Origin of the sequence: Streptomyces sp. NP-1717 (genome assembly GCF_022695985.1) — a bacterium.
In the GTDB taxonomy this organism is placed as follows: Bacteria; Actinomycetota; Actinomycetes; order Streptomycetales; family Streptomycetaceae; genus Streptomyces.
Window position 1 is genome coordinate 26,490 of the sequence record NZ_JAAPBF010000017.1, and the last position, 23,790, is coordinate 50,279.

Here is a 23,790-nt window from a genome sequence, read left to right on the forward strand (position 1 = left end):
CGGGCCTTTCCGGACGGGGCCTCAGGTTCCCCGCGCATGCCTCCCGACCAGCTCACGCAGGACGTCCTCCATGGTCACCAGACCTTCCAGCTTGCCGTCCTCGTCCAGCACGGCGGCCAGGTGCGTACGGCTGCGGCGCATCGCCGTCAGCACGTCGTCGAGCGGGGTGTCCGCCCGCACCTGGGCGATCGCCCGCATCCCCGGGACCGGCAGCGGCTCGTCGCGCGGCATGGCGTCCAGGGCGTCCTTCACATGGAGGTAGCCGAGGATCCGGCGCGACTCGTCCACGACCGGGAAACGGGAGAACCCCGACTCGGCCGCCAGCGCCTCCAGTGCGACGGGGGTGATGCCCACCCGAGCCGTCACGACCTGGTCCAGCGGCATGACCACGTCCCGTACGGGCCTGCGTCCCAGCTCCAGCGCGTCGTGCAGCCGTTCGGCGGCGCGGTCGTCGAGGAGCCCCGCGTCACCGGCGTCGGTGACCATCCGGGACAGCTCGGCGTCGGAGAACGTCGCCGACACCTCGTCCCTGGTCTCCACGCGCAGCAGCTTCAGCAGCACGTTGGCGAACGCGTTGACCGTGAAGATCACCGGACGCAGCGCGCGGGACAGCGCCACCAGCACCGGGCCGAGGATCAGCGCCGTACGCACCGGCTCGGCCAGCGCGATGTTCTTGGGCACCATCTCGCCGAGCAGCATGTGCAGATAGGTCGCCAGGGCGAGCGCGATGACGAACGAGATCGGGTGCACCACCCCGTGCGGCACACCCACCGCGTCGAAGACGGGCTCCAGCAGATGGGCGATGGCGGGCTCGGCGACGATGCCGAGCACCAGCGTGCACAGCGTGATGCCGAGCTGGGCGGCGGCGAGCATCGCCGAGACGTGCCGCAGGCCCCACAGGACGCTGCGCGCGCGCCGGTCGCCCTCCTCGGCGGCGGGCTCGATCTGGCTGCGGCGCACCGAGATCAGGGCGAACTCCGCCCCGACGAAGAACGCGTTGAGGACCAGGGTCAGCAGTCCGACGAGCAGTTGGATCACGGTCATCGTCCCGGCCCCCTGCCGTGGTCGTCGCCCTCTTCGCCCTCGTCGTCCCCGGCGGGTGTCGGCAGGGGCGCGTGCAGGAGTACGCGGGCGGCGCGCCGTCCGGAGGCGTCGACCACGTCGATACGCCAGCCGCGCAGTTCGACGCGGTCGCCCTCGACGGGGATCCGCCCCAGTTCGGTGGCGACGAGACCGGCGAGCGTCTCGTACGGCCCTTCGGGCGCCCGCATCCCGATGTCCCACAGCTGGTCGAAGCGCGCGGCGCCGTCGGCCGACCACAGGTCGCGGCCGTCGGCGTCCTCGCCGGCGCGGGCCAGGTCGGACGTCTCGTGCGGGTCGTGCTCGTCACGTACCTCGCCGACGACCTCCTCGACGATGTCCTCCAGCGTCACGACGCCCGCCGTACCGCCGTACTCGTCGATCACGACCGCCATGGTCCGGCTGCCGGAGAGCCGGTCCAGCAGGCGGTCCACGGTCAGCGACTCCGGTACGAGCAGGGGGTCGCGCATCAGCTCGGACACCGCAGTACGCGTCCGCCGCTCGTCGGGGACCGCCAGCACGTCCTTGATGTGGGCGACGCCCACGACGGTGTCGAGACTGTCGTGGTAGACGGGGAAGCGGGAGAGTCCGGTGGCGCGCGTGGCGTTGGCGACGTCCTCGGCCGTGGCCCGCACGTCGAGCGCGGTGACCTGGACGCGCGGTGTCATCACGTTCTCGGCGGTCAGCTCCGCGAGGTTGAGGGTCCGTACGAACAGCTCCGCGGTGTCCGCCTCCAGCGCGCCCTCCTTGGCGGAGTGCCGGGCGAGTGCGACCAGCTCCTGCGGACTGCGTGCCGAGGCCAGTTCCTCGGCGGGCTCCAGGCCCAGCCCCCGCACCAGACGGTTGGCCGTGTTGTTGAGGTGGCTGATGAACGGCCGGAAGATGGTCGTGAAGACCCGCTGCGGAGTGGCGACGACCTTGGCGACCGACAGCGGCGTGGAGATGGCCCAGTTCTTGGGCACCAGCTCGCCGACCACCATCAGCACGACGGTCGACAGGGCCGTACCGATGACCAGCGCCAGCGACGAGGCGACGGACGGCGAGAAGCCGATCGCCTCGACGGGGCCGCGGATGAGCTTCGCCACCGACGGCTCGGCGAGCATACCGACGACCAGGTTGGTCACCGTGATGCCCAGCTGGGCCCCGGAGAGCTGGAAGGTGAGGCTGCGTACGGCCTTCATGGCGCTGGCCGCGCCACGTTCGTTGTTCTCGACCGCCAGTTCGAGGTCGGCGCGTTCGACCGTGGTGAGGGAGAACTCGGCGGCGACGAAGGCCCCGCAGGCCAGCGCGAGCAGCACGGCCACCAGGAGCAGGAGCACTTCGGTCATCGGTTCACCTCCGTCCCATGATCGGTCAGGGGCTGCCGGGCGGCGCGATATCCGCCGCTGTCGGAGCCGGAGCCGGAGCCGGAGTCCGAGCCGGAACGGGAACGGGCCGGTGCGGGCACGGCGGTACGGGGAAGCTCGCCCATGGGCGGACGGTCACACCTCTCGGTCGTCGGAGCGGGAACCGGGGCGTCGCCCGGGCGAACGGCCCGTCGTGGGGCAGGCGCGGCCGCGCCCTTCGCGCACCGGAGTCAGGAATGCTCCCCGCCGGGCACCCCGTGCTGCTCGTCCGCGCCGATGTCCTCGACGCCGACGGGCGCTTCGGTGAGATGGTCCAGCGTGCCGGTCACGCGCAGGATGCGCTCCAGGGACGCGGACCGCCCGTCGAGGAAGAGCCGCACCCCCGCCGCGCCGGTGGCCCGGCGCACCGCCAGCAGGATGGCCAGCCCCATGGAGTCGCAGGTCGCCAGCCGGGAGCAGTCCAGCCGCAGCTCCCGCATCCGCGGGTGCAGGGAGAGCTGCCGCTCGGCCTCCTCCAGCAGGCGCCGTGCGCTGTCGTAGTCCAGATCGCCCGCCACGTCGACACGGACGGTGTGTTCGTCCGTCGGGGACACGGTCAGCAGCAGGCCGGCGGGCGGGATCGTCGTCATCGGGACACTCCTGATCCGGATCGTGCGGCGGGAACGTCCGGGTCGTTCAGCGCCTGGAGGGCGTGGTCGAGCAGGCGGCCGGCCCGGGGGAAGTCCGTCAGCTGTGTGCCGAGGACCTCCAGGGCCGGCGGCAGTGAGGCCGCGGGGACGGAGCGGGCGGTGAGGATGCCCGCCGTCCATGTCAGGAAGTCGGTGAAGAGCCGGTCGCAGTCCGTGTAGAGCGCCACGGCGAGGAAGTCCACGATGTGGCCGAGGTCCTCGGCGGTGTGCTGGCGCTGCCGTTCGGTGTACGACCGCATGGCGGGGAACCGTTCCTCCAGCCCCGCGAGGGCGGCCCGTACGAGTCGGCCGCTGTCGCGGGAGACCATCGTGTACTCCTGGTCCGCGAGATGCGGCAGGTCGTCGATGGGCTGATGGCCGGTGAGGGGGCGGGTCGGGGGTCTGAGGGCCAGCAGGTCGGCGGCGGCGCGGGCGTCGGGCGCCCAGGCGTCGGCGCCGAGCAGACGGGCGTAGCGACCGTCGGTCCCGAAGGCCGCGCCGCCGGCCAGCACGGGGACACCGATCGCCTGGCAGGCGGTGACGGTGGCGTGGGCGGTCGGCAGCCGGGTCGCGAGTGAACTGGAGAGGGCGACGTGGTCGGGGCCCGTACGGTGCACATGGCCGATCAGGTGTGCGGTCGGCACCTGCGCGCCGAGGTAGTCGACGTGCCAGCCGCGCAGCCGCAGCACCTCGGCCAGCAGACGGGCCGGCAGCGCGTGCCACTCCCCGTCGACGCAGGCGACCGTGACGCGTCCGCGCCGCTTACCCGTAGGCGGCGGCATATGGCGGACGGACAGGGCCGCGATGACCCGGTCGTTGATGGCGGTCGCCGCGTGCTCGCGCGCCACGCTCATCCGGTTGTCGGCCCACTCCTGGCCGACCCTGCGCTGGACGGCGCCGATCACGTCGAGCAGCAGGGCCTCGTGATCCGCCCCGGCGTCGTGGGCGTCGAGCACGACACCGTACGCGGCGTGCTCGTCGCCGCACGAGACGGCCTCCCAGAGGTCGTCCGCCGTACGACGGAGGGCGGCCCCGTCGAACGGGGCCGGCTGGGTCGGTGTGATCTGCGTGATGGACGGACTCATGCAGTGAACCTGCCCGGTCCGCGTCCACCTACCGCACTGAGGTGATTGTTGCGCGGAGCTGTGATCGCGACCACGGCCATGTCGTCGTGCCGCCCGCCCCGCACCCACTGCGAGGCCAGCATCTGGACGTGCTCCACCACGGCTTCCGCCGGCATCCCCGCGCACTGGGACAGCGCGCCGTGCAGCCGCTCGTCGCCGTAGAGGTCGTCGCCGAGCGGTCCGCCCCTGGCCTCGGTGATGCCGTCGGTGAACAGCAGACAGGTCTCGCCGGGCGCGAGAGTGGTCTCCACCGTGACGGCCTGCGCCTGCGGCAGCGCGCCCACGAGCGTCCCGCGGGTGGCCGCCTCCTCCACCTGTCCGTCGCCGCGCACGATCAGTGGCGCCGGATGGCCGGCGCTGGTCAGCCGCAGCCGGACCTTGCCGGCGTGGCGCACCGCCGAGGCGAGGACGAGGGTGGCGAAGCGCGTGTGGTGGGAGTTGAGCAGCGCGCCGTTGAGCAGGCTGAGCACGCGCTGGTGGTCCTCGGCCATCGGAAGGAGGGCGTGGAGGGTGTTGCGGATCTTGCCGGTCAGTACGGCCGCCTCCAGCCCCTTGCCGCACACGTCGCCGAGGATCACCAGGGACTCCTGGCCCGCGGCATCGGCGGGCGCGGGATGGACGTCGTAGAAGTCGCCGCCCACCCGCTCGCTCTCGGCCGAGGCACGGTAGGCGCCGGCGAACTCCACGCCGGACACCTCACGCAGCACCGGCGGCAGCAGCTCGCGCATCAGCGTCTCCGTGATGGAACTCTGCTCCGCGTAGAGCCGCGCCGCGGAGAGCGCGGCGCCCGCCCGGGCGGCGAACAGCCGGGCGAACACCTCCTCGCTCTCGGTGAACGCGGGCTCGCCCTCCCGCCGCAGCATGATCAGGGCACCGGCGGGCACACCGTGCCCGGGCAGCGGGGTCACCACGATCGAACCGACGGGGCCGAACCCCTCGGGAAGCAGCCAGTCGGGCGCGGCGGCGGGGTCGATCCAGCGCGAGGGCACCGGAGGGAAGCCCTGGAGCGCCTCCGCCAGCCCGGGCACCTGGTCGGAGCCGGTGTGGACGTGGACGTGTACGGGCTCGCCGCCGCGCTCGCAGGAGACCACCGGCAGCCCGCGGCCGGCGGACGGGGCGACCACCAGCGCGGCGTCGGCGAGATGGCCGGCGGCGAGCCGCGCCGTCGTCTCCGTGCACCGCACGAGATTGAGCGAGGACAGGAGCGCGTTCGACGCCTCACCCAGGAAGGTGGTACGGGCGCGCTCCAGGCGCAGGGCGCGGCGGGCGAGCCGGTGGTCGGTGTCGTCGACCAGCCACCACACGACCTCGCCGCTCTCCTCGCGGGTCGGGTGCGCCTCGAAGCTGCGGTCACCGATGTCACCGCGGATGACGGTCACGAGGGGCGCCGCGGACTCCAGGGTCGCGGCGATGTCGGATCCGGACCAGACCGCTTCGTCCAGCGAGCCCGCGTCCGTCGGCGTGGGCCCCGTGGGCAGGGTGTGATGGGCGTCGGCCAGCCAGCCGGGCACCGTGTCGCTCAGGAGTGCTCCGTGCCAGGCGTCCGGGAGCAGCGCCGCCGCGGTGTCGTTGAGGAATCGCACCACACCGTGTGTGTCCGCGACGAGCACCGGATACGGCGCCGCACGGAGAACGGATCTCCTCATGCCACCACCTGTATCGGTCGGTTGTTCGGCGGAAGTAGCCACACTCGTGGGGCCCGCTGCGCGGTCCCCTCACCTTCTTTCGTCTCGACGTCAGAACAGTTGCCCTCGGGTAACCATCCCGCACTCCCAACTCTGAGGCAACCAACCGTGATCTTCGTAAAACATGCCATCGGATGATAAGCAACGCATTCAAGCTGAAATGTCACTGAGTGGTGGGTGATTGACCACCCTGCGGTTGCGGAGTCGCCGAGGGGGCATGACAAGCTGATCCGGTGTTCGACGAATGCGGGAACGAGGTCACAGGCGCCGTCGAGGGCGATGTCTACATCGTGAAGGCGACGGGGGACATCGACGTCGACAACGCCGCGCGGCTGCGCGAGGCGCTGGCCGCGGCCGCCCGGGCGGGCATGCCCAGGACCGTGGTCGACCTCTCCGGGCTGGTGTTCGCCGACTCCACGGTGCTGCACGTGCTGCTCGACGCGCAGCGTGAACACCGGTCGGCGGGGCGGCGGTTGGTGGTCGCCGGACCGTTCGGCCCGACGGTCGGGCGGCTTTTCGACGTCACCGGGACCCTGGGGTTCTTCGTCGTCGCTCCCACCGTCGAGGCCGCGGTGACCTCGTAGGGCTCGATACCGCGGGCGCCACAGGCCCGCGAAGTCGCCCGCGTGAAGACCGGCCATCGGGGCAGGCGGAAGCTGCGGTGAATACGGAACAGCCTGACGACGTGCAAGGCGGGGCCCCGGACGCGGTGTCCGAGGAGGCCGGGCCTCGGCCGGTGCTGCCCGTGAACGCGGCCGCCGCGCGGGCCCAGGTCATGGACTTGTTGAAGGGCCGGTTCTGCGCGATCGACGAGTCCACCCATGACGACGTCGTTCTCGCGGACGTGCTGCTCGTCACCTCCGAACTGGTCACCAACGCGTTGCGGCACGGCGGGGGCATCACGGAATTCAGCGCCGAGGTGGTCGCGGACGAGCTGCTGCTCGTGGTCGCCGACGCCAGTCCGTGGCCGCCGATCACCGTCGCGCGCGCACCCGGCGAGTTCACCGTGGGCGGCTACGGCTGGCCGCTCGTCCGCCGGCTGGCCAAGAGCGTCGCGGTCATCGTGACCGGCTCGGGCAAGCGGATCGAAGCGGTGCTCGGCCTCTCCTGACGCCGGGGCGCCCCATTGCCCGGCGCGGGCGTCGTGGACCGGCCCACTTGCCGACGCTAGCGTCCGCGCGCTAGCTTGTTGGGGTGGCGAAGACCCAGCTGAACGTACGCGTGGACGAGACCACCGCGGAGGCCGCCCGGCGGCAGGCGGGGCGGCGCGGGATGAGCGTGAACCGCTACATCGAGGAGCTCGTGAAGCAGGACGCGGGTGAAATCGGGAAGACCTTCGTCGAGTCCGCCGCCGACTTCATGAAGCAGTACGAGTCGGTGTTCACGGAGGAGTTCGACGCGGAGAGCGCCACCACGGAACGCTCCACGCGGCGGGGCACGGGGCGCGAGGGCTCACGCTGAGGCCGGATCCCCGTCCGGTCGGGATTCGTGGCCGATGACCGGGACACCCGAACCACCCGGCTGCACCGTGTGCGGCGGGACCGTCGCCCCCGACGGCCACTGCTGGGACTGCGGCGAGCCACAGCCCGCCTACCGCGCGCACATCGAGACCACCCTCGCGGCCGGCGCCGCCGGTGTCAGCGACCGCGGCAAACACCGCGGCGTCAACGCGGACGCCATGACACTGACCGCGGCCGACGCCTGGACGATCGGCGTCGTGTGCGACGGAGTGTCCATGTCGCCCCGCGCGGACCGGGCCGCCCGCGTCGCGGCCGACGTCGGCGCCGCCCGTCTGGGAGCGGGACTGCGGGAGGGCGCGCTGCCGGAGACCGTCCTCGTGGAAGCCGCCGCCCGCGCGGGCCGCGCCGTCGGTGCCCTGGCCGCCTCGGTGGACCAGGCCCCGGCCTGTACGTACGTCGCGGGCATCGCCGGCCCCGAGGGCATCTGGTGCGCTTGGATCGGCGACAGCCGCGCGTACTGGCTCCCGGACGACGGGACCTGCCTGGCGCTGACCGAGGACCACTCCGGCCGGCACGACGCCCTCACCGCCTGGCTGGGCGCCGACGCGGACGAACCGGTCGCGAGCGTCCGCGGCCACCGCCCGCGGGGACCGGGCCGACTGCTGCTGTGCACCGACGGATTGACGCGTCATCTGCCCGAGGCCGAGGGGCTGCGCGCCGTACTCGACCGGCGCGGGCACTCGACACCGGTCGGCCACGGCCTGCTTGAGGACGCGCGGGTGCTGGTCGGATACGCGATGGACGCGGGCGGGCAGGACAACATCACCGCACTGCTCATCCGTGTCGGGGATACTGATCATCGGGAACTCCCCGCATCCGCCCCCTACCGAGACAGCTGCCACCATGGAAAACGCCGATTCTTCTGACACACCGTCACATGCCAACCTCACCTTACGGATCGATCTGTCCTGGCTGCTCATGGTCGCCGAGCACAAGATGCCCGGTGATCCCCAAGTCACCGACTGGGGAGCCCTCGTGGCCGCCGTCTGCCGGCACGAGGCGGAGATATTCGGTACCCCCGTCTACAGCGATCCGCACAGCCGCGCGGCGGCCCTCCTGCAGAGCCTCCTGCACGTGCCCGCGCTGGAGCGGTCGAACGCCATGTACGCCTCGGCCGTCGCGTACGGCTACCTCGTCGCGAGCGGTCTGAAGGTCGTCACCTCGCCCGAGCAGGTCAGGGACCTGGCCAGGCTGGTCAAGGACGGCAGGGCCGACGTACGCGTCATCGCCGAGGAGCTGCGCGGCTGGAGTCTGTGAGCCCGGCCTCCGCCGGGCCCGGCCACGCCGGGTCAGACCAGATCCGCCCGCGGCCGGTACGCCACACCGAGCACACACGGTGAGGTCGGCGTCCGCGGGCCGGGGTCCGGCACCCGCAGCGAGCGGTGCTTGCCGGACTCGAAGCCGGCGTCGGCGATCGCGGCGAGAGGGTCGCGCGCCGGATGGCACCCGCCGAAGAGCGCCGGCCACACCGTGCGCTGGAGCGCCTTCTGCACCGTCGCCAGACCACGCTCCCGCGCCAGCCCGTGTTCGAAGAAGCGCAGCTCACCGCCGGGGCGCAGGACCCGGCGTACCTCGGCGAGCGCCCGTGGCACGTCCCGTACGGTGCACAGCACCAGGGAGGCGACCGCCGCGTCGAAGCCCTCGTCCTCGGCGGGCAACGCCTCCGCCGTGCCGGGCCGCACATCCACCGGGACCGTCGCCCGCATCGCCGCCCGCACCGCCAACTGCCGCAGCCCGCGCTCCGGTTCGATCGCCACGACCTCGGAGACCGCCGCCGGATAGTGCGCGAAGTTCAGCCCGTTCCCCGCGCCGATCTCGACGACCCGTCCCGACAGACCGGCCAGCAGCTCCGTGCGCAGGGCCGCGACGCCGCCCCTCGTGTCGGCGGCGACGCTCATCCGCGCGTAGAAGCGCGCGAAGACCGGGTGGTGCACCGAGTCCTTGGCGGGCATGCGGTTGCGCAGATGCATGGGGCGGGTCTCCTCCGGCGTACGGCGACACCGCGATTCTTCCCCGTCAGGCTCCGCTCAGCAGCTCATGGGCCGGAACCCGTCACCGTTCGGGCGGGGCACATGACTCCGCGCCCGTAGCGGTCCCGACACCGCGTCCGCCGTGAAACGCGACGCGTCCCAGCTTCCGCCGAGCGCCGGAGCCAGCCAGCCGGCCGCGCTCGCACGGAACCGGGCCGGGGTGAGCACGCCCGCGCCGTGCGGTACGGCCCCGAGCAGCGGGGCCCCCGCCACGTCCGGCAGATCGGCCAGATTGCAGCGCGCCGCCAGATCCGGCACGGCCGGCCAGCTCCCGATCACCACGCCGAGGGCCGCCAGGCCGCGCGACCTCAGCGCCTCGGACGTCAGCGCGGTCATGTTGAGCGTGCCGAGCCCGGCCGGCGCCACCATCAGCACGGGGGCGTCGAGCAGCCGCGCGGCGTCCGCGAGCGTGCCGCCCTTCTCGTCGAACCGTACGAGCAGCCCGCCCGCGCCCTCGACCAGCACCAGGTCGTGCTCGGTCGCCAGCTTCCCGGCCGTCTCGGCGATGTCGTCGGGCCGCACCGGTGGCGCACCCGCCCGCCGGGCCGCCGTGGCCGGCGCCAACGGCTCGGGAAACCGGGCCAGTTCGACCGTCGTGACGCCGCCCGCGAGGCGGATGACCTCGTCCACGTCTCCCGGCCGGCCCGCGCCGACACCGGTCTGGGCGGGCTTCAGTACGGCGACGTCCAGGCCCCGGGCCAGCGCGATCGCGGCGACGGCGGCCGTGACGACGGTCTTGCCGATCTCCGTCCCGGTCCCGGAGACGATCAGTACCGGCATCTCAGCCCTCCCTCGCCGCGGCGGCCACCGCGCGGCAGATACGGGCGACGTCGTCGTCGTCCGTGACGTACGGCGGCATCGTGTACACGAGATCGCGGAACGGCCGCAGCCACACACCCTCGCGCACCGCCGCCCGTGTCGCCGACGCCATGTCCACCTCGCGGTCCAGTTGCACGACGCCGATCGCGCCGAGCACCCGGACGTCCTTCACACCGGGCAGTGCCGCCGTCTCGGCGAGTCCGTCACGCAGCCCCGCCTCGATCCGTTTGACCTCACCCTGCCAGTCCTGGCCGAGCAGCAGGTCGATCGAGGCACACGCCACCGCCGACGCCAGCGGGTTGCCCATGAAGGTGGGCCCGTGGGCCAGGACGGGCACCTCACCGCGCGAGATGCCCTCGGCCACCTCCGACGTGCACAACGTCGCGGCCATCGTGAGGTAACCGCCGGTCAGGGCCTTGCCCACACACATCACATCGGGGGAGACACCCGCGTGCCCGGCGGCGAACAGCGCGCCCGTGCGGCCGAAGCCCGTCGCGATCTCGTCGAGGACGAGCAGGACGCCGTACTCGTCGCAGACCTCGCGCAGCACCCGTACGTAGTCGGGGGAGTGGAAGCGCATACCGCCCGCCCCCTGCACCACCGGCTCCACGATCACGGCGGCCAGTTCGTCCGCGTGACGGGCGACGAGCGCGCGCAGACCGTCCGCGTAACCCTCGTCGTACGGCTCGGAGTCGGCCGGCGGCCCGTCGGCGAAGACCTGGCGCGGCAGCACACCCGACCAGAGCCCGTGCATACCGCCCTCGGGGTCGCACACCGACATGGGCTGCCAGGTGTCCCCGTGGTAGCCGCCGCGCCAGGTCAGCAGGCGCGACTTGGCCGGGCGGCCCCGCGAACGCCAGTACTGGAGGCACATCTTGACGGCCACTTCCACCGACACCGAACCCGAGTCGGCGAGGAAGACGTGCCGCAGCGGTTCGGGGGTGATCTCCACCAGCCGGGCGGCCAGCCGGACGGCCGGCTCATGGGTGAGCCCACCGAACATCACATGGCTCATCCGAGCGAGCTGGCCGTGTGCCGCCTCGTTGAGGACCGGGTGGTTGTAGCCGTGGATCGCCGACCACCAGGACGACATGCCGTCGACCAACTCGTCCCGCCCCTCGGCCGGGCGGGCGAGCCGGAGCCGTACACCGGAGGCGGACTCCACGACCAGTGGGTCAGTACGGCCCGGCATCGGGCCGTACGGATGCCAGACATGGGCCCGGTCCAGCGCCAGCAGCGCGTCAGGATCCAGCGCGCCCGCGTCCACGGTGTCAGGCATTGGGCGCCAGATCCGTACCCGCGCCGCGCCGCCGTACGGTCACCAGGTCCGTCCGGGCGGAGGCGGCATCCGCCCCGGCCGGTTCCCCGCCGTCCGCCGGCGCATCGCCGCACGGGCTGTCGCAGCCGCCGCCGCGGTGCCCGGGCAGCGTCGTGGTGTCCGTGCCCTCCACCTCGAACCCGGCGTCCGCGATCATGTCCAGGTCGGCCTTGCCCTCCTGGCCCTCGCTGGTGAGGTAGTCACCGAGGAAGATCGAGTTGACCAGGTGCAGCGCGAGCGGCTGCATCGTCCGCAGGTGCACCTCACGTCCGCCCGCGAGCCTGACCTCCACGTCGGGGCAGACGAACCGCACCATCGCGAGAATGCGCAGCGCCCGCTGCGGGGTCAGATTCCACTCGTCCGCCAGCGGAGTGCCCTCGAAGGGGATGAGGAAGTTGACCGGAACCGAGTCCGGGTCCAGCTCGCGCAGTCCGAAGACCACGTCCACCAGGTCGGCGTCGCTCTCGCCCATGCCCGCGATCAGCCCGGAACAGGCCGACAGACCAGCGCCCTGCGCGTGCCGCACCGTCTCCACCCGGTCCGCGTAGGTGTGGGTGGTGGTGATGTCGCCGTACGTCGCCTCGGACGTGTTCAGGTTGTGGTTGTACGCGTCGGCGCCCGCCGCCTTCAGCCGCTCCGCCTGACCCTCCGAGAGCAGCCCCAGACAGGCGCAGACCTCGACGTCGGCATTCTGTTCCTTGATCGCGCCGATGGTCCGCGAGACCCGGTCGACGTCCCGGTCCGTCGGGCCCCGGCCGCTCGCGACCAGACAGACCCGCTTCGCGCCGCCGGCCACTCCGGCCGCGGCCGCCCTGGACGCCTCGTCGGGCTTCAGCCAGGTGTACTTGAGGATCTCGGCCTTGGACCCGAGGCGCTGGGAGCAGTACGAGCAGTCCTCGGGGCAGAGCCCCGACTTGAGGTTGACCAGGTAATTGAGTTTGACCCGCCGCCCGAACCACTGGCGGCGCACCTTCCCGGCCGCAGCCACCACGTCGAGCAGATCGTCGTCGGAGGTCGCCAGCACGGCGAGCGCTTCTTCGCGCGACGGCAGCTCGCGCCGAAGGCCCTTCTCCACCAGTGTGTTCAGCAGGTCCATGGCGCCGATCCTGGCGTACCGCGGGCCTCCGGGCCAAGGATGAATCCTACAAGACAGGTGCATTCAGGTGTGTGTATGACCACACTCAAGTCAGGTTCCACCACGGTTAGGGTCTGTGGGCTGCCTACAAAAGGACCTGAGCCGTGCCCATCGAGCCGCCGCACGTGCCGAGCACGCGTGCCCCGTCCACCCCGCCGGATCCGTTCGGCTGGATCGACGACGAGGCCCGCGGGCGGGAGCGTTCCGGTCTGGTCCGTACGCTGCGGCCACGCGACGCCGGCTCGGCGCTCCTGGATCTGGCGAGCAACGACTACCTGGGGCTCACGCGCCACCCCGTGACGACGGACGCGGCGGCCGACGCGGCACGCCGCTGGGGCGCGGGCGCCACCGGCTCCCGGCTGGTCACCGGAAGCACCGCCCTGCACGCCGAACTGGAGTCCGAGCTGGCCGGGTTCTGCGGTTTCGAGGCCGCGCTCGTCCTGTCGTCCGGGTACGCCGCGAACCTCGCCGCCCTCACCGCGCTGACCGCGCGCGGCTCGCTCGTCGTCTCGGACGCCGCCAATCACGCCTCCATCGTGGACGGTTGCCGTCTCTCGCGCGCCGAGACCGTCGTCGTACCGCACGCGGACCCGGAGGCCGTGGACAAGACGCTCGAAGCGCGCGAGGGCACGCGGGCCCTGGCCGTCAGTGACTCGGTGTTCTCGGTGGACGGCGACGCGGCGCCGCTCGCGCGGCTGGCCGAGGTGTGCCGTACACGGGGCGCGGCCCTGCTCGTGGACGACGCCCACGGTCTCGGTGTGCTGGGCGACGGCGGGCGTGGCGCCGTCCACGCGGCGGGCCTGGCGGGCGACCCGGGGACCGTCGCCACCATCACCCTCTCCAAGTCGCTGGGCAGCCAGGGCGGCGCGGTCCTCGGGCCTGCCCGGGTCATCGGACAACTCGTCAACACCGCGCGGTCGTTCATCTTCGACACGGGTCTGGCACCGGCCGCCGTGGGCGCCGCGCTCGCGAGCCTGCGGCTGCTGCGGGGGGACCCGTCACTCGCGGTCCGGGCCCGGGCGGTGGCGCACGCGCTGCACCAGGGGCTGACGGGGGCGGGGCTGACGGCCGTACGACCGGACGCGGCCGTGGTCTCCGTCCGTGCGCCCTCCCCGGAGGCGGCCGTGCGCTGGGCCGCCGACTGCCGGGCCGCGGGGCTGGTGGTGGGCTGCTTCCGGCCGCCGTCGGTGCCGGACGGGATCTCCCGGATCAGGCTCACGGCCCGCGCGGACCTGACGGAGCAGCAGGTCGCCACGGCGCTCGCGACGATCGTCGCGACCGCGCCCGCCGGGGCCGTGGCACACGTCGGCTGACGCACGGTGAAGCCCCGCCCACGGGGTGTCCCACCTCGGTCGCGGGGACCGGAAACTTGAGCCCGCTCAAATACGTTTGCGCGTAGCAGGGTTCACCGCTTAGAGCGACAACGGGAGCAGTATCCCGGCGGATCGCCGTGCGGCGGGCACCGATGATGGCAGTGTGTCGCGAAGCGCAATCCGGGGACGTACCCGCGGGCATCTGCCGTAGGTCGGTCTGCGTCCCGGCTGGAAAAGGACAGCGTCGCCCATGGCAGACCATCAGGAAGCATCCGTCACGCTGCCGAGCGATCCCGCCTCGGTACCCGAGGCGCGCAGATACGTCGCGCGCGTTCTCGCGGAGTGGGGCCTGCCCGGCAACGCCGAGACCGCCGAAACGGTTCGCCTGATCATCTCGGAGCTCGCGACCAACGCCGTGCAGCACACCTTCGGGTCGTCACCGACGTTCACGGTCGACATCACCCTGGAGCGCGACGAACAGTTGCGCGTCGGCGTCACCGACAGCCATCCGCGGTGGCCGCGCCGGCTCCCGGCCGCGGTCCAGCAGGACAACGGCCGGGGCATGGTCATCATCCGGGCGCTGACCGTCGAGTACGGCGGCGGGCTGTCCGTCACTCCCACACCGGACGGCGGCAAGACGGTCTGGATCACCCTGCCCTGGACGGTCCCCGCCCAGGGCTGACCCACGCGCGGACCCGTCAGCCATGCCGCGCGCCGCCTGCGAGGGCGTCAGCGGACGCGGCCGTACCAGACGCTCTTGGACCAGATGCGCTCCAGCCGCACCACCTGACCCGACTTCGGCGAATGCCAGATCTTGCCGGCCCCGGCGTAGATCCCGACGTGGTAGACGCTGCTGCCGTGATGGAAGAAGACCAGGTCGCCCCGTTTGCGGCTGGAGGCCGGGATGTGGCGCGACGTGTTGTACTGCTGCTGCGCCGTACGCGGCAGCGACTTGCCCGCCTTCTTGTACGAGAACACCGTCAGGCCCGAGCAGTCGAACCGGTGCGGGCCCGCCGCCCCGTGCTTGTACGGCGCGCCCTTCTTGGAGGCGGCCACATGCAGAGCCTTGGCCGCGGTCGCGGGCCGGGCGTGTGCCTCGGACACGGCGCCGGGCGCCAGCATCGTGCCGCCGACGGCGGCGAGGAGAACCGATGCGGTACCGGTCCGGGAGAGCAGCGACGGGACATGCGTCTGCGCGGACATGCGCAACCCTTCGTCAGCCGCCTGTGAAGGATGACCTGTCGGGTTCGGACAGGCGAAGATGTCCGGCCGCGTGCGCGGCTTCACCCCGAGGGGCGGTCCATGGTCGGAACGCCCCGAACTGCTCGGGTCCTCCACTCCTGCCGATCCACTCGTGTCGACCAGTCGTCCGGAGCGGCGGCAGGACTCGGCGTCCACCCGGACCGCCCCGCCGAGGTGGCGGGGGCTTGTCGTCCACGGATCTTGACGCGGCATCGGTGAAATTCCGCGCCGAAACGACCAGATGTGACTCTCGTCACTTTTGGCGCGTTTGGGTTGCTGTGGGCGATTGGGTGAAGGGCTGATATGACCACTCATGCGCTGTACCTGCGGCGCAGCGAGTATGTGAGGGCCGGACGGCCGATCACCCGCCGCAAGTCGCCGCCTTGATCGCGGGGGGCGCGCCGATACGCCGAACGGGCGGGCAATTCCCGTACGGACGCGTCCGTACGGGGCGGTGGGCCGCCGGTCCGCGCCGTGTCACGGGTCCTTGGGCGGGTTGTGCGGCCGGGGCCCGTCAAGTCCCCGGTCCGGGCGGCATGGTGACCCGCCCGGCCCTGCGCTCCCCGTCGAGGACCCGCAGTGCGCGGTCCAGGGTCGGCGTGTGCAACTCCCGCTCACCCCTGGCGTGCATCAGTGTCAGCGCGTCGCGCAGTTCGGCGGCCCTGGAGACCAGGGCCTGTGCGGCGCGCAGCGCGCCGTACGTGTCGTCGCCCCGCGACGGGTTGATCCGGCCGACCAGATCGACGACCTGGAGGTAGCTGTCGACGAAGTCGCCCTCGGCGCGCGTCAGCGCGGGCAGCGGCGGGAGTTCCGGTGGCAGCATCGGCGGGTCACCGGGGGGAGTTGAGGCCGAGGGACGCCCTGCGGTCCTGTGCGACGTGGTCCACCAGGCCGTACTCCATGGCGCCCGTCGCGTCGAGGATCGTGTCCCGGTCGATGTCGTCGTCGATCCGCTCGGTGCTCCGGCCGGTGTGCCGCACCAGCATGCGCGCCATCAGGGCCCGCAGCCGCAGCAACTCCTCGGCGTGGATGGCGAGATCGGACGGCTGGCCGCGTACGGGCTCCTCGATCCCCGGCTGCCGGAGCACGACGCGCGCGCCGGGCAGCGCCATGCGCTTGCCGGGGGCTCCCGCGGCCAGCAGGACCGCGGCGGTCGACACGGCCTGGCCGAGACAGGTGGTCGCCACGTCGCAGCCGACGACCTGCATCGTGTCGTACACGGCGGACATGGCGCTGAGGGAGCCGCCGGGGGAGTTGATGTAGAGGGCGATGTCCTGGTCCGGCGCCGCGTATTCGAGCTGGAGCAGCTGGGCGATCACATCGTTCGCCGAGGTGTCGTCCAGGGCGGTGCCGAGGAAGACGATCCGGCCTTCGAAGAGCTTGGAGTACGGGTCGAGCGACCGGGTCCCGGTGGAGGTCCGCTCGGTGAACTCGGGCAGGACGTAACGGGCGGAAGGACGGTTCATGGTGTGCCTCTCCTCGCGTGCCGGACACGGCTCTCGTCCGTAAAAAATGTACAGGACGTACAGACCGTAAGATGGAGAGCATGGCCTACGAAATTCCGGTGACGCAAGCGAGGGCGGAACTCGCGGACCTGATCAACCGGGTCGTCTACGGCGAGGAACACGTCGTGGTGACGCGTCACGGCAAGCCGCTCGTCGCCCTGGTGTCGGCCGCTGACCTGGAGCGACTGGAGAGCCTCAAGTCCGAGGAGGCCGCCGCGGCCGAGGAGCGGGTGATCGCTTCGGTGAGCGCGATCAGGTCGGTGGCGTCCGCTCCGGGCGAACGCGCGGACTTCGGCATCGTGGCGAAACACGAGCGGCCGGAGAGGCGCTGAGATCTCCGGCCCCGGACGCCGGGCGCGGCGGGGTTCTGTCCCGGCTGCCACGCTCGGACGCCGGATGGGCTGGGCCCGTCCGGCGTGATGGTGGGTGTGCGCGGTTCGGTGAGACGCGGTCAGGCGGCCGGGGCGGGCTCCCGCGTACGCGCCGGGGCGTCGGGCGAGTCCGGGGTCTCGGGCGCCGCGGCCGTGCGGCGTGCCCCCAGCATCACGGCGGCCAGGCCCAGCACCGCCCACGCGGTGAGCGTCAGCGCGGGTGTCGCCGCCGCGTTCCCGTCGAAGTAGGCGACCGAGCGGAGCAGTGAACCGCTCGCGCCCGGCGGCAGCCACTGACCGAGCGCCCCGACCGATTCCGGCAGGAGTTCGGGCGCACTCGACACTCCGGAGAGCGGGTTGCCGAGCAGCGCCACCAGCAGCGCCCCGAGACCGATCCCGGCCCGGCCCAGGAGCGCGGCGAGCCCGGCCACGGTCGCGCCGATGGCCAGGACGGCGAGCCCGAACACCCCTGCCTCCGCCCACCAGTCGCCGGCGAGCACGTCCAGCCAGTTGTGGGCGAGGGCGGTGGCCATGAGGCCCGCCAGGGCCGCCGCTCCGAACAGCGTGCCCAGCGCGCGGACGCCGCGCAGTGCGAGCAGGCTCACCAGCGCGCCGGTGGCGACGCCCGCCAGGGACAGCGGGAGCATGCTCGCGCCGAACACGCCGCCGCGCGGGTCGCCCGGGGGCGTCGCGACCACGTCGGTCACACGGACCTGGGTGCCCGCCGGTGCCCGCGCGGTCACGGCCTCCCTGAGCAGCTGGGCGACGGCTGGTCCGGCCGCGGACGCCGTCAGCAGGTGCGGTCCCTCCGGTGCGGCGACCACGGCCCCGTAGACGTCCCGTTCCTCGACGGCCGCGCGGGCGGCGGCCTCGTCGTCGTACCGGTGCACCTCGAAGGCGCCCGGCTGCCGCTCGAATCCCCGCTGGAGCGGCGCCGTCGCCGCGGCGGGCCCCGCGACGCCGACCGGCAGATCGTGGGGGGCCGTCCGGGCGGCGGGCCAGGCGAAGGCCGACAGCGCCAGAGCGGCGATCAGGGGGATCAGGAGGATGACGCCGATCATGCGGCGGGTGGGGGAGGCGGGCATCGTGTCCTCGCTTCGGTCCACGGGAGCGGTAAAAAAGAAGGATCGTTCGTTTTACGGATTCCACTGTCACCGCGGAACGGAACCTTGTCAAGAAGGAATGTTCGTTTTACGTTGCTCGCATGGCACGCGTATCGCAGCAGCACCTGGACGCCCGCAGGCGTCAGATCCTCGACGGCGCCGCGCGCTGTTTCGCGCGCAACGGCTTCCACGCCACGTCGATGCAGGACGTGCTGCGCGAGGTCGACCTCTCCGCCGGCGCCGTCTACCGCTACTTCAGCGGCAAGGAGGAGTTGATCGGGGCCATCGTCGCCGAGGTGCTCGACACCGTCAGGGAGGCGTTCGAGGAGGCCGCGCGCCAGAGTCCGCCCGACCCGCCGGACGTGCTGGTCGGCGAGGTGATGGGGCGCGTGGTGTACGGGGAGCACGTCCGGGGCGTCACCGTCGAGATGCCCCGCCTGCTCATCCAGGTGTGGGGGGAGACCCTGCGCAACGAGTCGCTCGCGGAGCTGCTCCGGACCGGCTACGACGCGGTGCGCGCCGCCTGGGTCGAGGTCGTCGAGGCGTACCAGGCGGCGGGGCTGATGCGGGACGACATCCCGGCGGAGCATGTCGCCCGGACGGTGATCGCCACGGTGCAGGGCTTCGCCGCCCAGCAGGCGCTGTTCGGTGAGGCCCCGGTGGAGATCCTCCAGGACGGCCTGCGCGGGTTGATGTCCATGGGTGCGCAAAGGCCCGGTTAACCTGCCGGAAAAACTTCCGCCGTAACGTGCGATGTCTCTCCGCGTTGCCCTCTCACGTGTTCAACAGAGTGTTGAATCGACACGGGTGGACAACAGGCTCCACGCCGGACCGGGCCGCGACAGTGAGGTGGGAACGTGCAGTTGACCCCGCACGAGCAGGAACGTCTGCTCATCCATGTGGCCGCCGACGTGGCCACCAGACGGCTGGCGCGCGGACTGCGTCTCAACCACCCCGAGGCGGTCGCCCTCATCACCTCGCACCTCCTCGAAGGCGCCAGGGACGGCCGTACCGTCGCCGAACTCATGGCGTCCGGACGCAAGGTGCTCACCCGCGACGACGTCATGGAGGGCATCCCCGAGATGATCCACGACGTGCAGGTCGAGGCCACCTTCCCGGACGGCACCAAGCTCGTCACCGTCCACGACCCGATCGTCTGAGGGGAGGGCCGCCGATGATTCCCGGAGAGATCCTTTACGGCGACGACGCCGTGCAGCTCAACGAGGGCCGCCCCGTCACCCGTCTCACCGTGCTCAACGCCGCCGACCGGCCCGTCCAGATCGGCTCCCACTACCACTTCGCCGAGACCAATCCCGGCCTGCGGTTCGACCGCGCGGCGGCGTACGGCCTGCGCCTGAACGTGGCCGCCGGCACGTCCGTACGGTTCGAGCCCGGCATCCCCGTCGACGTCGAACTCGTCCCGCTCGCCGGGCACCGCGTCGTACCGGGCCTGCGCGGCGCGACCGGAGGTCCCCTCGATGCCTGAGCTGAACAGAGCCGTCTACGCCGACCTCTTCGGCCCCACCACCGGCGACCGGATCCGGCTCGCCGACACCGACCTCCTCGTCGAGATCGAGGAGGACCGCTCCGGCGGCCCCGGACTCGCCGGGGACGAGGCGGTGTTCGGCGGCGGCAAGGTGATCCGTGAGTCGATGGGCCAGTCGCGTACGACGCGGGCCGAGGGCGCCCCGGACACCGTGCTCACCGGCGCCGTGATCATCGACCACTGGGGCGTCGTCAAGGCCGACATCGGCATCAGGGACGGCCGTATCACCGGCATCGGCAAGGCCGGCAACCCCGACACCATGGACGGCGTCCACCCCGATCTCGTCATCGGGCCCGAGACCGAGATCATCGCGGGCAACGGGAAGATCCTCACCGCCGGAGCCGTCGACGCCCACGTCCACTTCATCTCGCCGACCCTCGTCGACCAGGCGCTCTCCTCCGGCATCACCACCCTCGTCGGCGGCGGCACCGGACCCGCCGAGGGGACGAAGGCCACCACCGTCACGCCGGGGCCCTGGCATCTGGCACGGATGTTCGCCGCCCTGGACTCGGCCCCCGTCAACATCGGACTGCTCGGCAAGGGCAACACGATGTCGCGCGACGCCATGTACTCCCAACTGCGCGGCGGCGCCCTCGGGTTCAAGATCCACGAGGACTGGGGGGCGACCCCGGCCGTCATCGACACCTGCCTCGGCGTCTGCGAGGAGACCGGCGTCCAGCTCGCCATCCACACCGACACACTCAACGAGGCCGGATTCGTTGCCGACACCCTCGCCGCCGTCGCCGGGCGGACCCTGCACGCGTACCACTCGGAGGGCGCGGGCGGCGGTCACGCCCCCGACATCATCACGGTGGTCTCCGAGCCGTACGTCCTGCCCAGTTCGACCAACCCCACGCGGCCGCACACCGTCAACACCATCGACGAACACCTCGACATGCTGATGGTCTGTCACCACCTCAACCCCGCCGTCCCCGAGGACCTGGCGTTCGCCGAGTCACGGATCAGACCGTCCACCATCGCCGCCGAGGACATCCTGCACGACCTCGGAGCCGTCTCGATCATCTCCTCCGACTCCCAGGCCATGGGCCGTATCGGCGAGGTGATCCTGCGGACCTGGCAGACCGCGCACGTCATGAAGAAACGCCGGGGCGCACTGCCCGGCGACGGCCGGGCCGACAACCACCGGGTCCGCCGGTACATCGCCAAGTACACCGTCAACCCGGCCGTCGCGCAGGGACTCGGCCACGAGATCGGCTCCGTCGAGACCGGCAAACTCGCCGATCTCGTCCTGTGGGACCCGGCGTTCTTCGGTGTGAAGCCCCAACTGGTCATCAAGGGCGGCCAGATCGCGTACGCGCAGATGGGCGACGCCAACGCCTCCATCCCCACCCCGCAACCCGTCATGCCCCGGCCCATGTTCGGCGCGACCGGCACCGCCCCGGCGGCCAACTCCGTCAACTTCGTCGCACAGGAGGCGATCGAGGACGCCCTGCCCGAACGCCTCGGCCTCGGCAAACGCTTCGTACCCATCGAGAACACCCGCTCCGTCGGCAAGGCCGACATGCGGCAGAACGACGCCCTGCCACGGGTCCAGGTCGACCCCGACACCTTCACGGTGACCATCGACGGAGAGGTGGTCGAACCGGCACCCGCCGCCGAACTGCCCCTGGCGCAGCGCTACTTCCTCTTCTGATGAGCCGCGCCGCACTGCTCGTCCTCGCCGACGGACGGTTCCCGGCCGGCGGCCACGCCCACTCGGGCGGCGCCGAGGCGGCCGTCCGCGCGGGGCGGCTCACCGACGCCCGCGACCTGGCGTCCTTCTGCCGGGGCCGGCTCCACACCACCGGCCTCACCACCGCCGCGCTCGCCGCGGCGGCCGTACTCGGCGTCGACCCCCTTGCACTGGACGAGGCCGCCGACGCACGCACCCCCTCACCCGCCCTGCGCGCCACCGCACGCAGACTGGGCCGCCAGATGATGCGCGCCGCACGCGCCACCTGGCCGGGCCCCGAACTCGACGCGCTGGCCGCGGCCCGCCCGCGCGGCGCCCACCAGCCGATCGTCCTCGGCCTCGCCGCGCGCTCGGCCGGTCTCGGACCCGAGGACGCCGCGCACTGCGTCCTGTACGAGACGGCGAGCGGCCCGGCCACCGCCGCCGTACGTCTGCTCAGCCTGGACCCCTTCGACGCGACCGCCGTCCTCGCCCGGCTGGCACCCGACATCGACGAAGCCGCCCGGCACGCCGTGGCCACCGCGCACCGCGCCGTACGCAAGGGCCCCGGCGCGCTGCCCGCCGCCTCGGCGCCGCTGCTCGACATCACCGCCGAGGCGCACGCGGCCTGGGCGGTGCGCCTCTTCGCCTCGTAACGCCTCGCAGCACCACTCGTCACGAAGGAGCCGCACCATGCACCTCGACCACGCGGACCCGTACACCGACCCGTATCCGGGCCCGCACGGCCACGGCGCCGGGGCCGCCCGCCCCGACGGCTCGCGCCGGGCCCTGCGCATCGGCCTCGGCGGGCCCGTCGGCTCCGGCAAGACCGCGACCGTCGCGGCCCTCTGCCGGTCACTGCGCGACCAGTTGTCCATCGCCGTCGTCACCAACGACATCTACACGCGGGAGGACGCGGCGTTCCTGCTGCGCAACGCGGTGCTGCCCGCCGAGCGGATCCAGGCCGTCGAGACCGGCGCCTGCCCGCACACCGCGATCCGCGACGACATCTCCGCCAACCTCGAAGCCGTCGAGGATCTGGAGGACTCCGTCGGACCGCTCGACCTGATCCTCGTCGAGTCCGGCGGGGACAACCTCACCGCCACCTTCTCCAAGGGCCTCGTGGACGCGCAGATCTTCGTCATCGACGTGGCCGGCGGCGACGACATCCCCCGCAAGGGCGGTCCCGGCGTGACCACCTCCGACCTGCTGGTGATCAACAAGACCGACCTCGCGCCGTACGTCGGCTCGGACCTCGGGCGCATGGCGTCCGACGCCAAGGAGCAGCGCGGCGAACTGCCCGTCCTGTTCACCTCGCTCACCGGCCCCGACGGGGTGGCCCCGGTGGCCGACTGGGTACGCGCGCGATTCACCGCCTGGACCGCATGAGCGTCCACGCCACCGCCCGGATCACCGCCGCGCCCGACGGACGCGGCGGCACCGTCCTGCCCGTGCTGGAGAGCGCCGGCCCGCTCGCACTGCGCCGTACCCGAGCGGCCACCACCGGCACGGGCCCCCACCCGGGTGGCGGCCCGGACGCCCGCTCCGCCGCGCCCGCCCGCGTCACCGTCGTCGGCGCGATGAGCGCACCGCTCGGCGGCGACCGGCTCGCCCTGGAGGTGGGGGTACGGGACGGGGCCGCGCTCACCGTGGACGCGGCGGCGGCCATGATCGCGCTGCCCGGCCGCCGCGCCGGTGACGAGCCCGCCGACCACGCCGGCTACGACGTACGGCTGACGGTCGGCGCGGACGCCGTACTGCACTGGCTGCCCGAGCAGTTGATCTCCGTCACCGGCAGCGACCTGCGCACACACACCCGCGTCGAACTCGCCCCCACCGCCCGGCTGGTGCTGCGCGAGGAACTCGTCCTCGGGCGCCACGGAGAGGCGCCCGGCACCGTCACCTCCCGGCTCACCGTGCACCACGCGGGCCGCCCGCTGCTGGACCAGCAACTCGCCCTCGGACCCGGCGCACCCGGTGGATGGGACGGCGGCGCGGTCGTCGCAGACCATCGTGCGGTCGGCCAACTACTGCTGGTGGCACCGGAGTTCGAGGAGAAGCCGGTGGCGCCCCGGCTGCTCGGCGACACCGCCGTACGCACCCCGCTCGCCGGTCCCGCAGCGCTGGTGACCGCCCTCGCCCCGGACGCCCGGGCGCTGCGGCGGGTCCTGGACGACGCCCTGGCGGACATGTACCGCTGAGCGGAACCGGATTCACCGGCTATCGGTTCGGCAAAGAATCAGGGCCATCACCTGTTCCCGACGGGTCCCGAGACGGAAGGATCCTCCCGATAACCCTACGAACAGCGCCGCA

General features: G+C 72.4%; 28 protein-coding genes and 1 riboswitch. Of the genes, 15 read left to right on the top strand and 13 right to left on the bottom strand.

The genetic code is table 11. The features are described from left to right. Window positions 1–21 precede the first annotated feature (21 nt). The 5 genes from GXP76_RS05910 to GXP76_RS05930 all read right to left on the bottom strand — a co-directional run bounded on the left by GXP76_RS05910 (window position 22) and on the right by GXP76_RS05930 (window position 5,864). Window positions 22–1,044: a hemolysin family protein gene (locus GXP76_RS05910; RefSeq protein WP_242570347.1), complete on the bottom strand. Its 1,023-nt coding sequence runs from the start codon at window positions 1,042–1,044 to the stop codon at window positions 22–24. Beyond that, window positions 1,041–2,408, bottom strand: a complete 1,368-nt coding sequence (locus GXP76_RS05915; RefSeq protein WP_242570348.1) for a hemolysin family protein — start codon at window positions 2,406–2,408, stop codon at window positions 1,041–1,043. Before GXP76_RS05915 ends, GXP76_RS05910 begins: the two co-directional genes overlap by 4 nt. 248 nt (window positions 2,409–2,656) lie before the next feature. Beyond that, the gene (locus GXP76_RS05920) at window positions 2,657–3,055 is read right to left on the bottom strand and encodes an STAS domain-containing protein (protein WP_242570349.1); all 399 of its coding nucleotides are present in this window, start codon (window positions 3,053–3,055) and stop codon (window positions 2,657–2,659) included. Beyond that, window positions 3,052–4,179 carry a B12-binding domain-containing protein gene (locus GXP76_RS05925; RefSeq protein WP_242570350.1) on the bottom strand — a complete coding sequence of 376 codons (1,128 nt, stop codon included), beginning with the start codon at window positions 4,177–4,179 and terminating at the stop codon, window positions 3,052–3,054. Before GXP76_RS05925 ends, GXP76_RS05920 begins: the two co-directional genes overlap by 4 nt. Then, the gene (locus GXP76_RS05930) at window positions 4,176–5,864 is read right to left on the bottom strand and encodes a SpoIIE family protein phosphatase (protein ID WP_242570351.1); all 1,689 of its coding nucleotides are present in this window, start codon (window positions 5,862–5,864) and stop codon (window positions 4,176–4,178) included. Before GXP76_RS05930 ends, GXP76_RS05925 begins: the two co-directional genes overlap by 4 nt. A 272-nt stretch (window positions 5,865–6,136) precedes the next feature. Here GXP76_RS05930 and GXP76_RS05935 point away from each other — a divergent pair, with 272 nt between their 5' ends. The 5 genes from GXP76_RS05935 (at window position 6,137) to GXP76_RS05955 (ending at window position 8,680) form a co-directional block, all read left to right on the top strand. Next, window positions 6,137–6,487 (top strand): STAS domain-containing protein, encoded by a 351-nt coding sequence (locus tag GXP76_RS05935; RefSeq protein ID WP_242570352.1) that lies wholly within the window; start codon window positions 6,137–6,139, stop codon window positions 6,485–6,487. Between the two features lie 101 nt (window positions 6,488–6,588). Next, window positions 6,589–7,014, top strand: a complete 426-nt coding sequence (locus tag GXP76_RS05940; RefSeq protein WP_242570353.1) for an ATP-binding protein — start codon at window positions 6,589–6,591, stop codon at window positions 7,012–7,014. A gap of 83 nt (window positions 7,015–7,097) precedes the next feature. Further along, window positions 7,098–7,364: an antitoxin gene (locus GXP76_RS05945; protein WP_242570354.1), complete on the top strand. Its 267-nt coding sequence runs from the start codon at window positions 7,098–7,100 to the stop codon at window positions 7,362–7,364. A 34-nt stretch (window positions 7,365–7,398) separates the two neighbouring features. Further along, the gene (locus tag GXP76_RS05950) at window positions 7,399–8,289 is read left to right on the top strand and encodes a PP2C family serine/threonine-protein phosphatase (protein WP_242570355.1); all 891 of its coding nucleotides are present in this window, start codon (window positions 7,399–7,401) and stop codon (window positions 8,287–8,289) included. Continuing rightward, a complete protein-coding gene (locus GXP76_RS05955; protein WP_242570356.1) occupies window positions 8,267–8,680 on the top strand; it encodes a fic family toxin-antitoxin system, toxin component in 414 nt (137 codons plus the stop codon). Before GXP76_RS05950 ends, GXP76_RS05955 begins: the two co-directional genes overlap by 23 nt. 32 nt (window positions 8,681–8,712) lie before the next feature. Here the strand turns inward: GXP76_RS05955 and GXP76_RS05960 are convergent, their stop codons facing one another. The 4 genes from GXP76_RS05960 to bioB are packed head-to-tail and all read right to left on the bottom strand — an operon-like array spanning window position 8,713 to window position 12,686. Then, window positions 8,713–9,393: a class I SAM-dependent methyltransferase gene (locus GXP76_RS05960; RefSeq protein WP_242570357.1), complete on the bottom strand. Its 681-nt coding sequence runs from the start codon at window positions 9,391–9,393 to the stop codon at window positions 8,713–8,715. Between the two features lie 57 nt (window positions 9,394–9,450). After that, entirely contained in the window at window positions 9,451–10,233 is a 783-nt protein-coding gene (gene bioD, locus GXP76_RS05965; protein WP_242570358.1) for a dethiobiotin synthase, read from the bottom strand. A gap of 1 nt (window position 10,234) precedes the next feature. Then, complete coding sequence (locus GXP76_RS05970) at window positions 10,235–11,551, bottom strand: adenosylmethionine--8-amino-7-oxononanoate transaminase (protein WP_242570359.1); 1,317 nt, start codon at window positions 11,549–11,551, stop codon at window positions 10,235–10,237. After that, entirely contained in the window at window positions 11,544–12,686 is a 1,143-nt protein-coding gene (bioB, locus tag GXP76_RS05975; RefSeq protein ID WP_242570360.1) for a biotin synthase BioB, read from the bottom strand. Before bioB ends, GXP76_RS05970 begins: the two co-directional genes overlap by 8 nt. Before the next feature lie 143 nt (window positions 12,687–12,829). Between bioB and GXP76_RS05980 the strand changes: the two genes are divergently transcribed. Both GXP76_RS05980 and GXP76_RS05985 read left to right on the top strand, forming a co-directional pair. Beyond that, window positions 12,830–14,038, top strand: a complete 1,209-nt coding sequence (locus GXP76_RS05980; RefSeq protein ID WP_242570361.1) for an 8-amino-7-oxononanoate synthase — start codon at window positions 12,830–12,832, stop codon at window positions 14,036–14,038. A 250-nt stretch (window positions 14,039–14,288) separates the two neighbouring features. Continuing rightward, window positions 14,289–14,720 carry an ATP-binding protein gene (locus tag GXP76_RS05985; protein WP_242570362.1) on the top strand — a complete coding sequence of 144 codons (432 nt, stop codon included), beginning with the start codon at window positions 14,289–14,291 and terminating at the stop codon, window positions 14,718–14,720. Between the two features lie 47 nt (window positions 14,721–14,767). Here the strand turns inward: GXP76_RS05985 and GXP76_RS05990 are convergent, their stop codons facing one another. From GXP76_RS05990 to GXP76_RS06000, 3 genes are all read right to left on the bottom strand, one after another. After that, a complete protein-coding gene (locus tag GXP76_RS05990) occupies window positions 14,768–15,241 on the bottom strand; it encodes a C40 family peptidase (RefSeq protein ID WP_242570363.1) in 474 nt (157 codons plus the stop codon). Between the two features lie 3 nt (window positions 15,242–15,244). Then, a riboswitch (cyclic di-AMP (ydaO/yuaA leader) is annotated at window positions 15,245–15,428 on the bottom strand. A 366-nt stretch (window positions 15,429–15,794) separates the two neighbouring features. Beyond that, window positions 15,795–16,103, bottom strand: a complete 309-nt coding sequence (locus tag GXP76_RS05995; RefSeq protein ID WP_242570364.1) for a hypothetical protein — start codon at window positions 16,101–16,103, stop codon at window positions 15,795–15,797. 7 nt (window positions 16,104–16,110) lie between these two features. After that, window positions 16,111–16,746, bottom strand: coding sequence for an ATP-dependent Clp protease proteolytic subunit (locus GXP76_RS06000; protein ID WP_242570365.1), 636 nt, complete (start codon window positions 16,744–16,746; stop codon window positions 16,111–16,113). A gap of 80 nt (window positions 16,747–16,826) precedes the next feature. Between GXP76_RS06000 and GXP76_RS06005 the strand changes: the two genes are divergently transcribed. Continuing rightward, window positions 16,827–17,117: a type II toxin-antitoxin system Phd/YefM family antitoxin gene (locus GXP76_RS06005; RefSeq protein WP_242570366.1), complete on the top strand. Its 291-nt coding sequence runs from the start codon at window positions 16,827–16,829 to the stop codon at window positions 17,115–17,117. 119 nt (window positions 17,118–17,236) lie between these two features. Here the strand turns inward: GXP76_RS06005 and GXP76_RS06010 are convergent, their stop codons facing one another. Then, on the bottom strand, window positions 17,237–18,241 hold the full coding sequence (locus tag GXP76_RS06010) for an ABC transporter permease (RefSeq protein ID WP_242570389.1): 1,005 nt from the start codon (window positions 18,239–18,241) through the stop codon (window positions 17,237–17,239). 119 nt (window positions 18,242–18,360) lie between these two features. On the opposite strand from GXP76_RS06010, the gene GXP76_RS06015 reads away from it, so the two are divergent. From GXP76_RS06015 to GXP76_RS06045, 7 genes are all read left to right on the top strand, one after another. Next, window positions 18,361–18,981 (top strand): TetR/AcrR family transcriptional regulator, encoded by a 621-nt coding sequence (locus GXP76_RS06015; protein ID WP_242570367.1) that lies wholly within the window; start codon window positions 18,361–18,363, stop codon window positions 18,979–18,981. A 135-nt stretch (window positions 18,982–19,116) separates the two neighbouring features. Next, the gene (locus tag GXP76_RS06020) at window positions 19,117–19,419 is read left to right on the top strand and encodes an urease subunit gamma (protein WP_069626722.1); all 303 of its coding nucleotides are present in this window, start codon (window positions 19,117–19,119) and stop codon (window positions 19,417–19,419) included. Window positions 19,420–19,433: 14 nt separating this feature from the next. Further along, window positions 19,434–19,745 (top strand): urease subunit beta, encoded by a 312-nt coding sequence (locus tag GXP76_RS06025; RefSeq protein WP_242570368.1) that lies wholly within the window; start codon window positions 19,434–19,436, stop codon window positions 19,743–19,745. Beyond that, complete coding sequence (locus GXP76_RS06030; RefSeq protein ID WP_242570369.1) at window positions 19,738–21,459, top strand: urease subunit alpha; 1,722 nt, start codon at window positions 19,738–19,740, stop codon at window positions 21,457–21,459. Before GXP76_RS06025 ends, GXP76_RS06030 begins: the two co-directional genes overlap by 8 nt. Further along, entirely contained in the window at window positions 21,459–22,133 is a 675-nt protein-coding gene (locus GXP76_RS06035; protein WP_242570370.1) for an urease accessory protein UreF, read from the top strand. The genes GXP76_RS06030 and GXP76_RS06035 overlap by 1 nt, the downstream gene beginning before the upstream one ends. 37 nt (window positions 22,134–22,170) lie before the next feature. Further along, window positions 22,171–22,866: an urease accessory protein UreG gene (ureG, locus tag GXP76_RS06040; protein ID WP_242570371.1), complete on the top strand. Its 696-nt coding sequence runs from the start codon at window positions 22,171–22,173 to the stop codon at window positions 22,864–22,866. Continuing rightward, window positions 22,863–23,678, top strand: coding sequence for an urease accessory protein UreD (locus tag GXP76_RS06045; protein ID WP_242570372.1), 816 nt, complete (start codon window positions 22,863–22,865; stop codon window positions 23,676–23,678). Before ureG ends, GXP76_RS06045 begins: the two co-directional genes overlap by 4 nt. Window positions 23,679–23,790: the final 112 nt, after the last annotated feature.

Excerpts from the sequence above, each read along its gene's own strand:
- GXP76_RS05910 (WP_242570347.1), bottom strand. The coding sequence starts at position 1,044 with ATGACCGTGATCCAACTGCTCGTCGGACTGCTGACCCTGGTCCTCAAC.
- GXP76_RS05915 (WP_242570348.1), bottom strand. The coding sequence starts at position 2,408 with ATGACCGAAGTGCTCCTGCTCCTGGTGGCCGTGCTGCTCGCGCTGGCC.
- GXP76_RS05920 (WP_242570349.1), bottom strand. The coding sequence starts at position 3,055 with ATGACGACGATCCCGCCCGCCGGCCTGCTGCTGACCGTGTCCCCGACG.
- GXP76_RS05925 (WP_242570350.1), bottom strand. The coding sequence starts at position 4,179 with ATGAGTCCGTCCATCACGCAGATCACACCGACCCAGCCGGCCCCGTTC.
- GXP76_RS05930 (WP_242570351.1), bottom strand. The coding sequence starts at position 5,864 with ATGAGGAGATCCGTTCTCCGTGCGGCGCCGTATCCGGTGCTCGTCGCG.
- GXP76_RS05950 (WP_242570355.1), top strand. The coding sequence starts at position 7,399 with ATGACCGGGACACCCGAACCACCCGGCTGCACCGTGTGCGGCGGGACC.
- GXP76_RS05955 (WP_242570356.1), top strand. The coding sequence starts at position 8,267 with ATGGAAAACGCCGATTCTTCTGACACACCGTCACATGCCAACCTCACC.
- GXP76_RS05960 (WP_242570357.1), bottom strand. The coding sequence starts at position 9,393 with ATGCATCTGCGCAACCGCATGCCCGCCAAGGACTCGGTGCACCACCCG.
- bioD (WP_242570358.1), bottom strand. The coding sequence starts at position 10,233 with ATGCCGGTACTGATCGTCTCCGGGACCGGGACGGAGATCGGCAAGACC.
- GXP76_RS05970 (WP_242570359.1), bottom strand. The coding sequence starts at position 11,551 with ATGCCTGACACCGTGGACGCGGGCGCGCTGGATCCTGACGCGCTGCTG.
- bioB (WP_242570360.1), bottom strand. The coding sequence starts at position 12,686 with ATGGACCTGCTGAACACACTGGTGGAGAAGGGCCTTCGGCGCGAGCTG.
- GXP76_RS05985 (WP_242570362.1), top strand. The coding sequence starts at position 14,289 with ATGGCAGACCATCAGGAAGCATCCGTCACGCTGCCGAGCGATCCCGCC.
- GXP76_RS05990 (WP_242570363.1), bottom strand. The coding sequence starts at position 15,241 with ATGTCCGCGCAGACGCATGTCCCGTCGCTGCTCTCCCGGACCGGTACC.
- GXP76_RS05995 (WP_242570364.1), bottom strand. The coding sequence starts at position 16,103 with ATGCTGCCACCGGAACTCCCGCCGCTGCCCGCGCTGACGCGCGCCGAG.
- GXP76_RS06000 (WP_242570365.1), bottom strand. The coding sequence starts at position 16,746 with ATGAACCGTCCTTCCGCCCGTTACGTCCTGCCCGAGTTCACCGAGCGG.
- GXP76_RS06005 (WP_242570366.1), top strand. The coding sequence starts at position 16,827 with ATGGCCTACGAAATTCCGGTGACGCAAGCGAGGGCGGAACTCGCGGAC.
- GXP76_RS06010 (WP_242570389.1), bottom strand. The coding sequence starts at position 18,241 with ATGCCCGCCTCCCCCACCCGCCGCATGATCGGCGTCATCCTCCTGATC.
- GXP76_RS06015 (WP_242570367.1), top strand. The coding sequence starts at position 18,361 with ATGGCACGCGTATCGCAGCAGCACCTGGACGCCCGCAGGCGTCAGATC.
- GXP76_RS06025 (WP_242570368.1), top strand. The coding sequence starts at position 19,434 with ATGATTCCCGGAGAGATCCTTTACGGCGACGACGCCGTGCAGCTCAAC.
- GXP76_RS06030 (WP_242570369.1), top strand. The coding sequence starts at position 19,738 with ATGCCTGAGCTGAACAGAGCCGTCTACGCCGACCTCTTCGGCCCCACC.
- GXP76_RS06035 (WP_242570370.1), top strand. The coding sequence starts at position 21,459 with ATGAGCCGCGCCGCACTGCTCGTCCTCGCCGACGGACGGTTCCCGGCC.
- ureG (WP_242570371.1), top strand. The coding sequence starts at position 22,171 with ATGCACCTCGACCACGCGGACCCGTACACCGACCCGTATCCGGGCCCG.
- GXP76_RS06045 (WP_242570372.1), top strand. The coding sequence starts at position 22,863 with ATGAGCGTCCACGCCACCGCCCGGATCACCGCCGCGCCCGACGGACGC.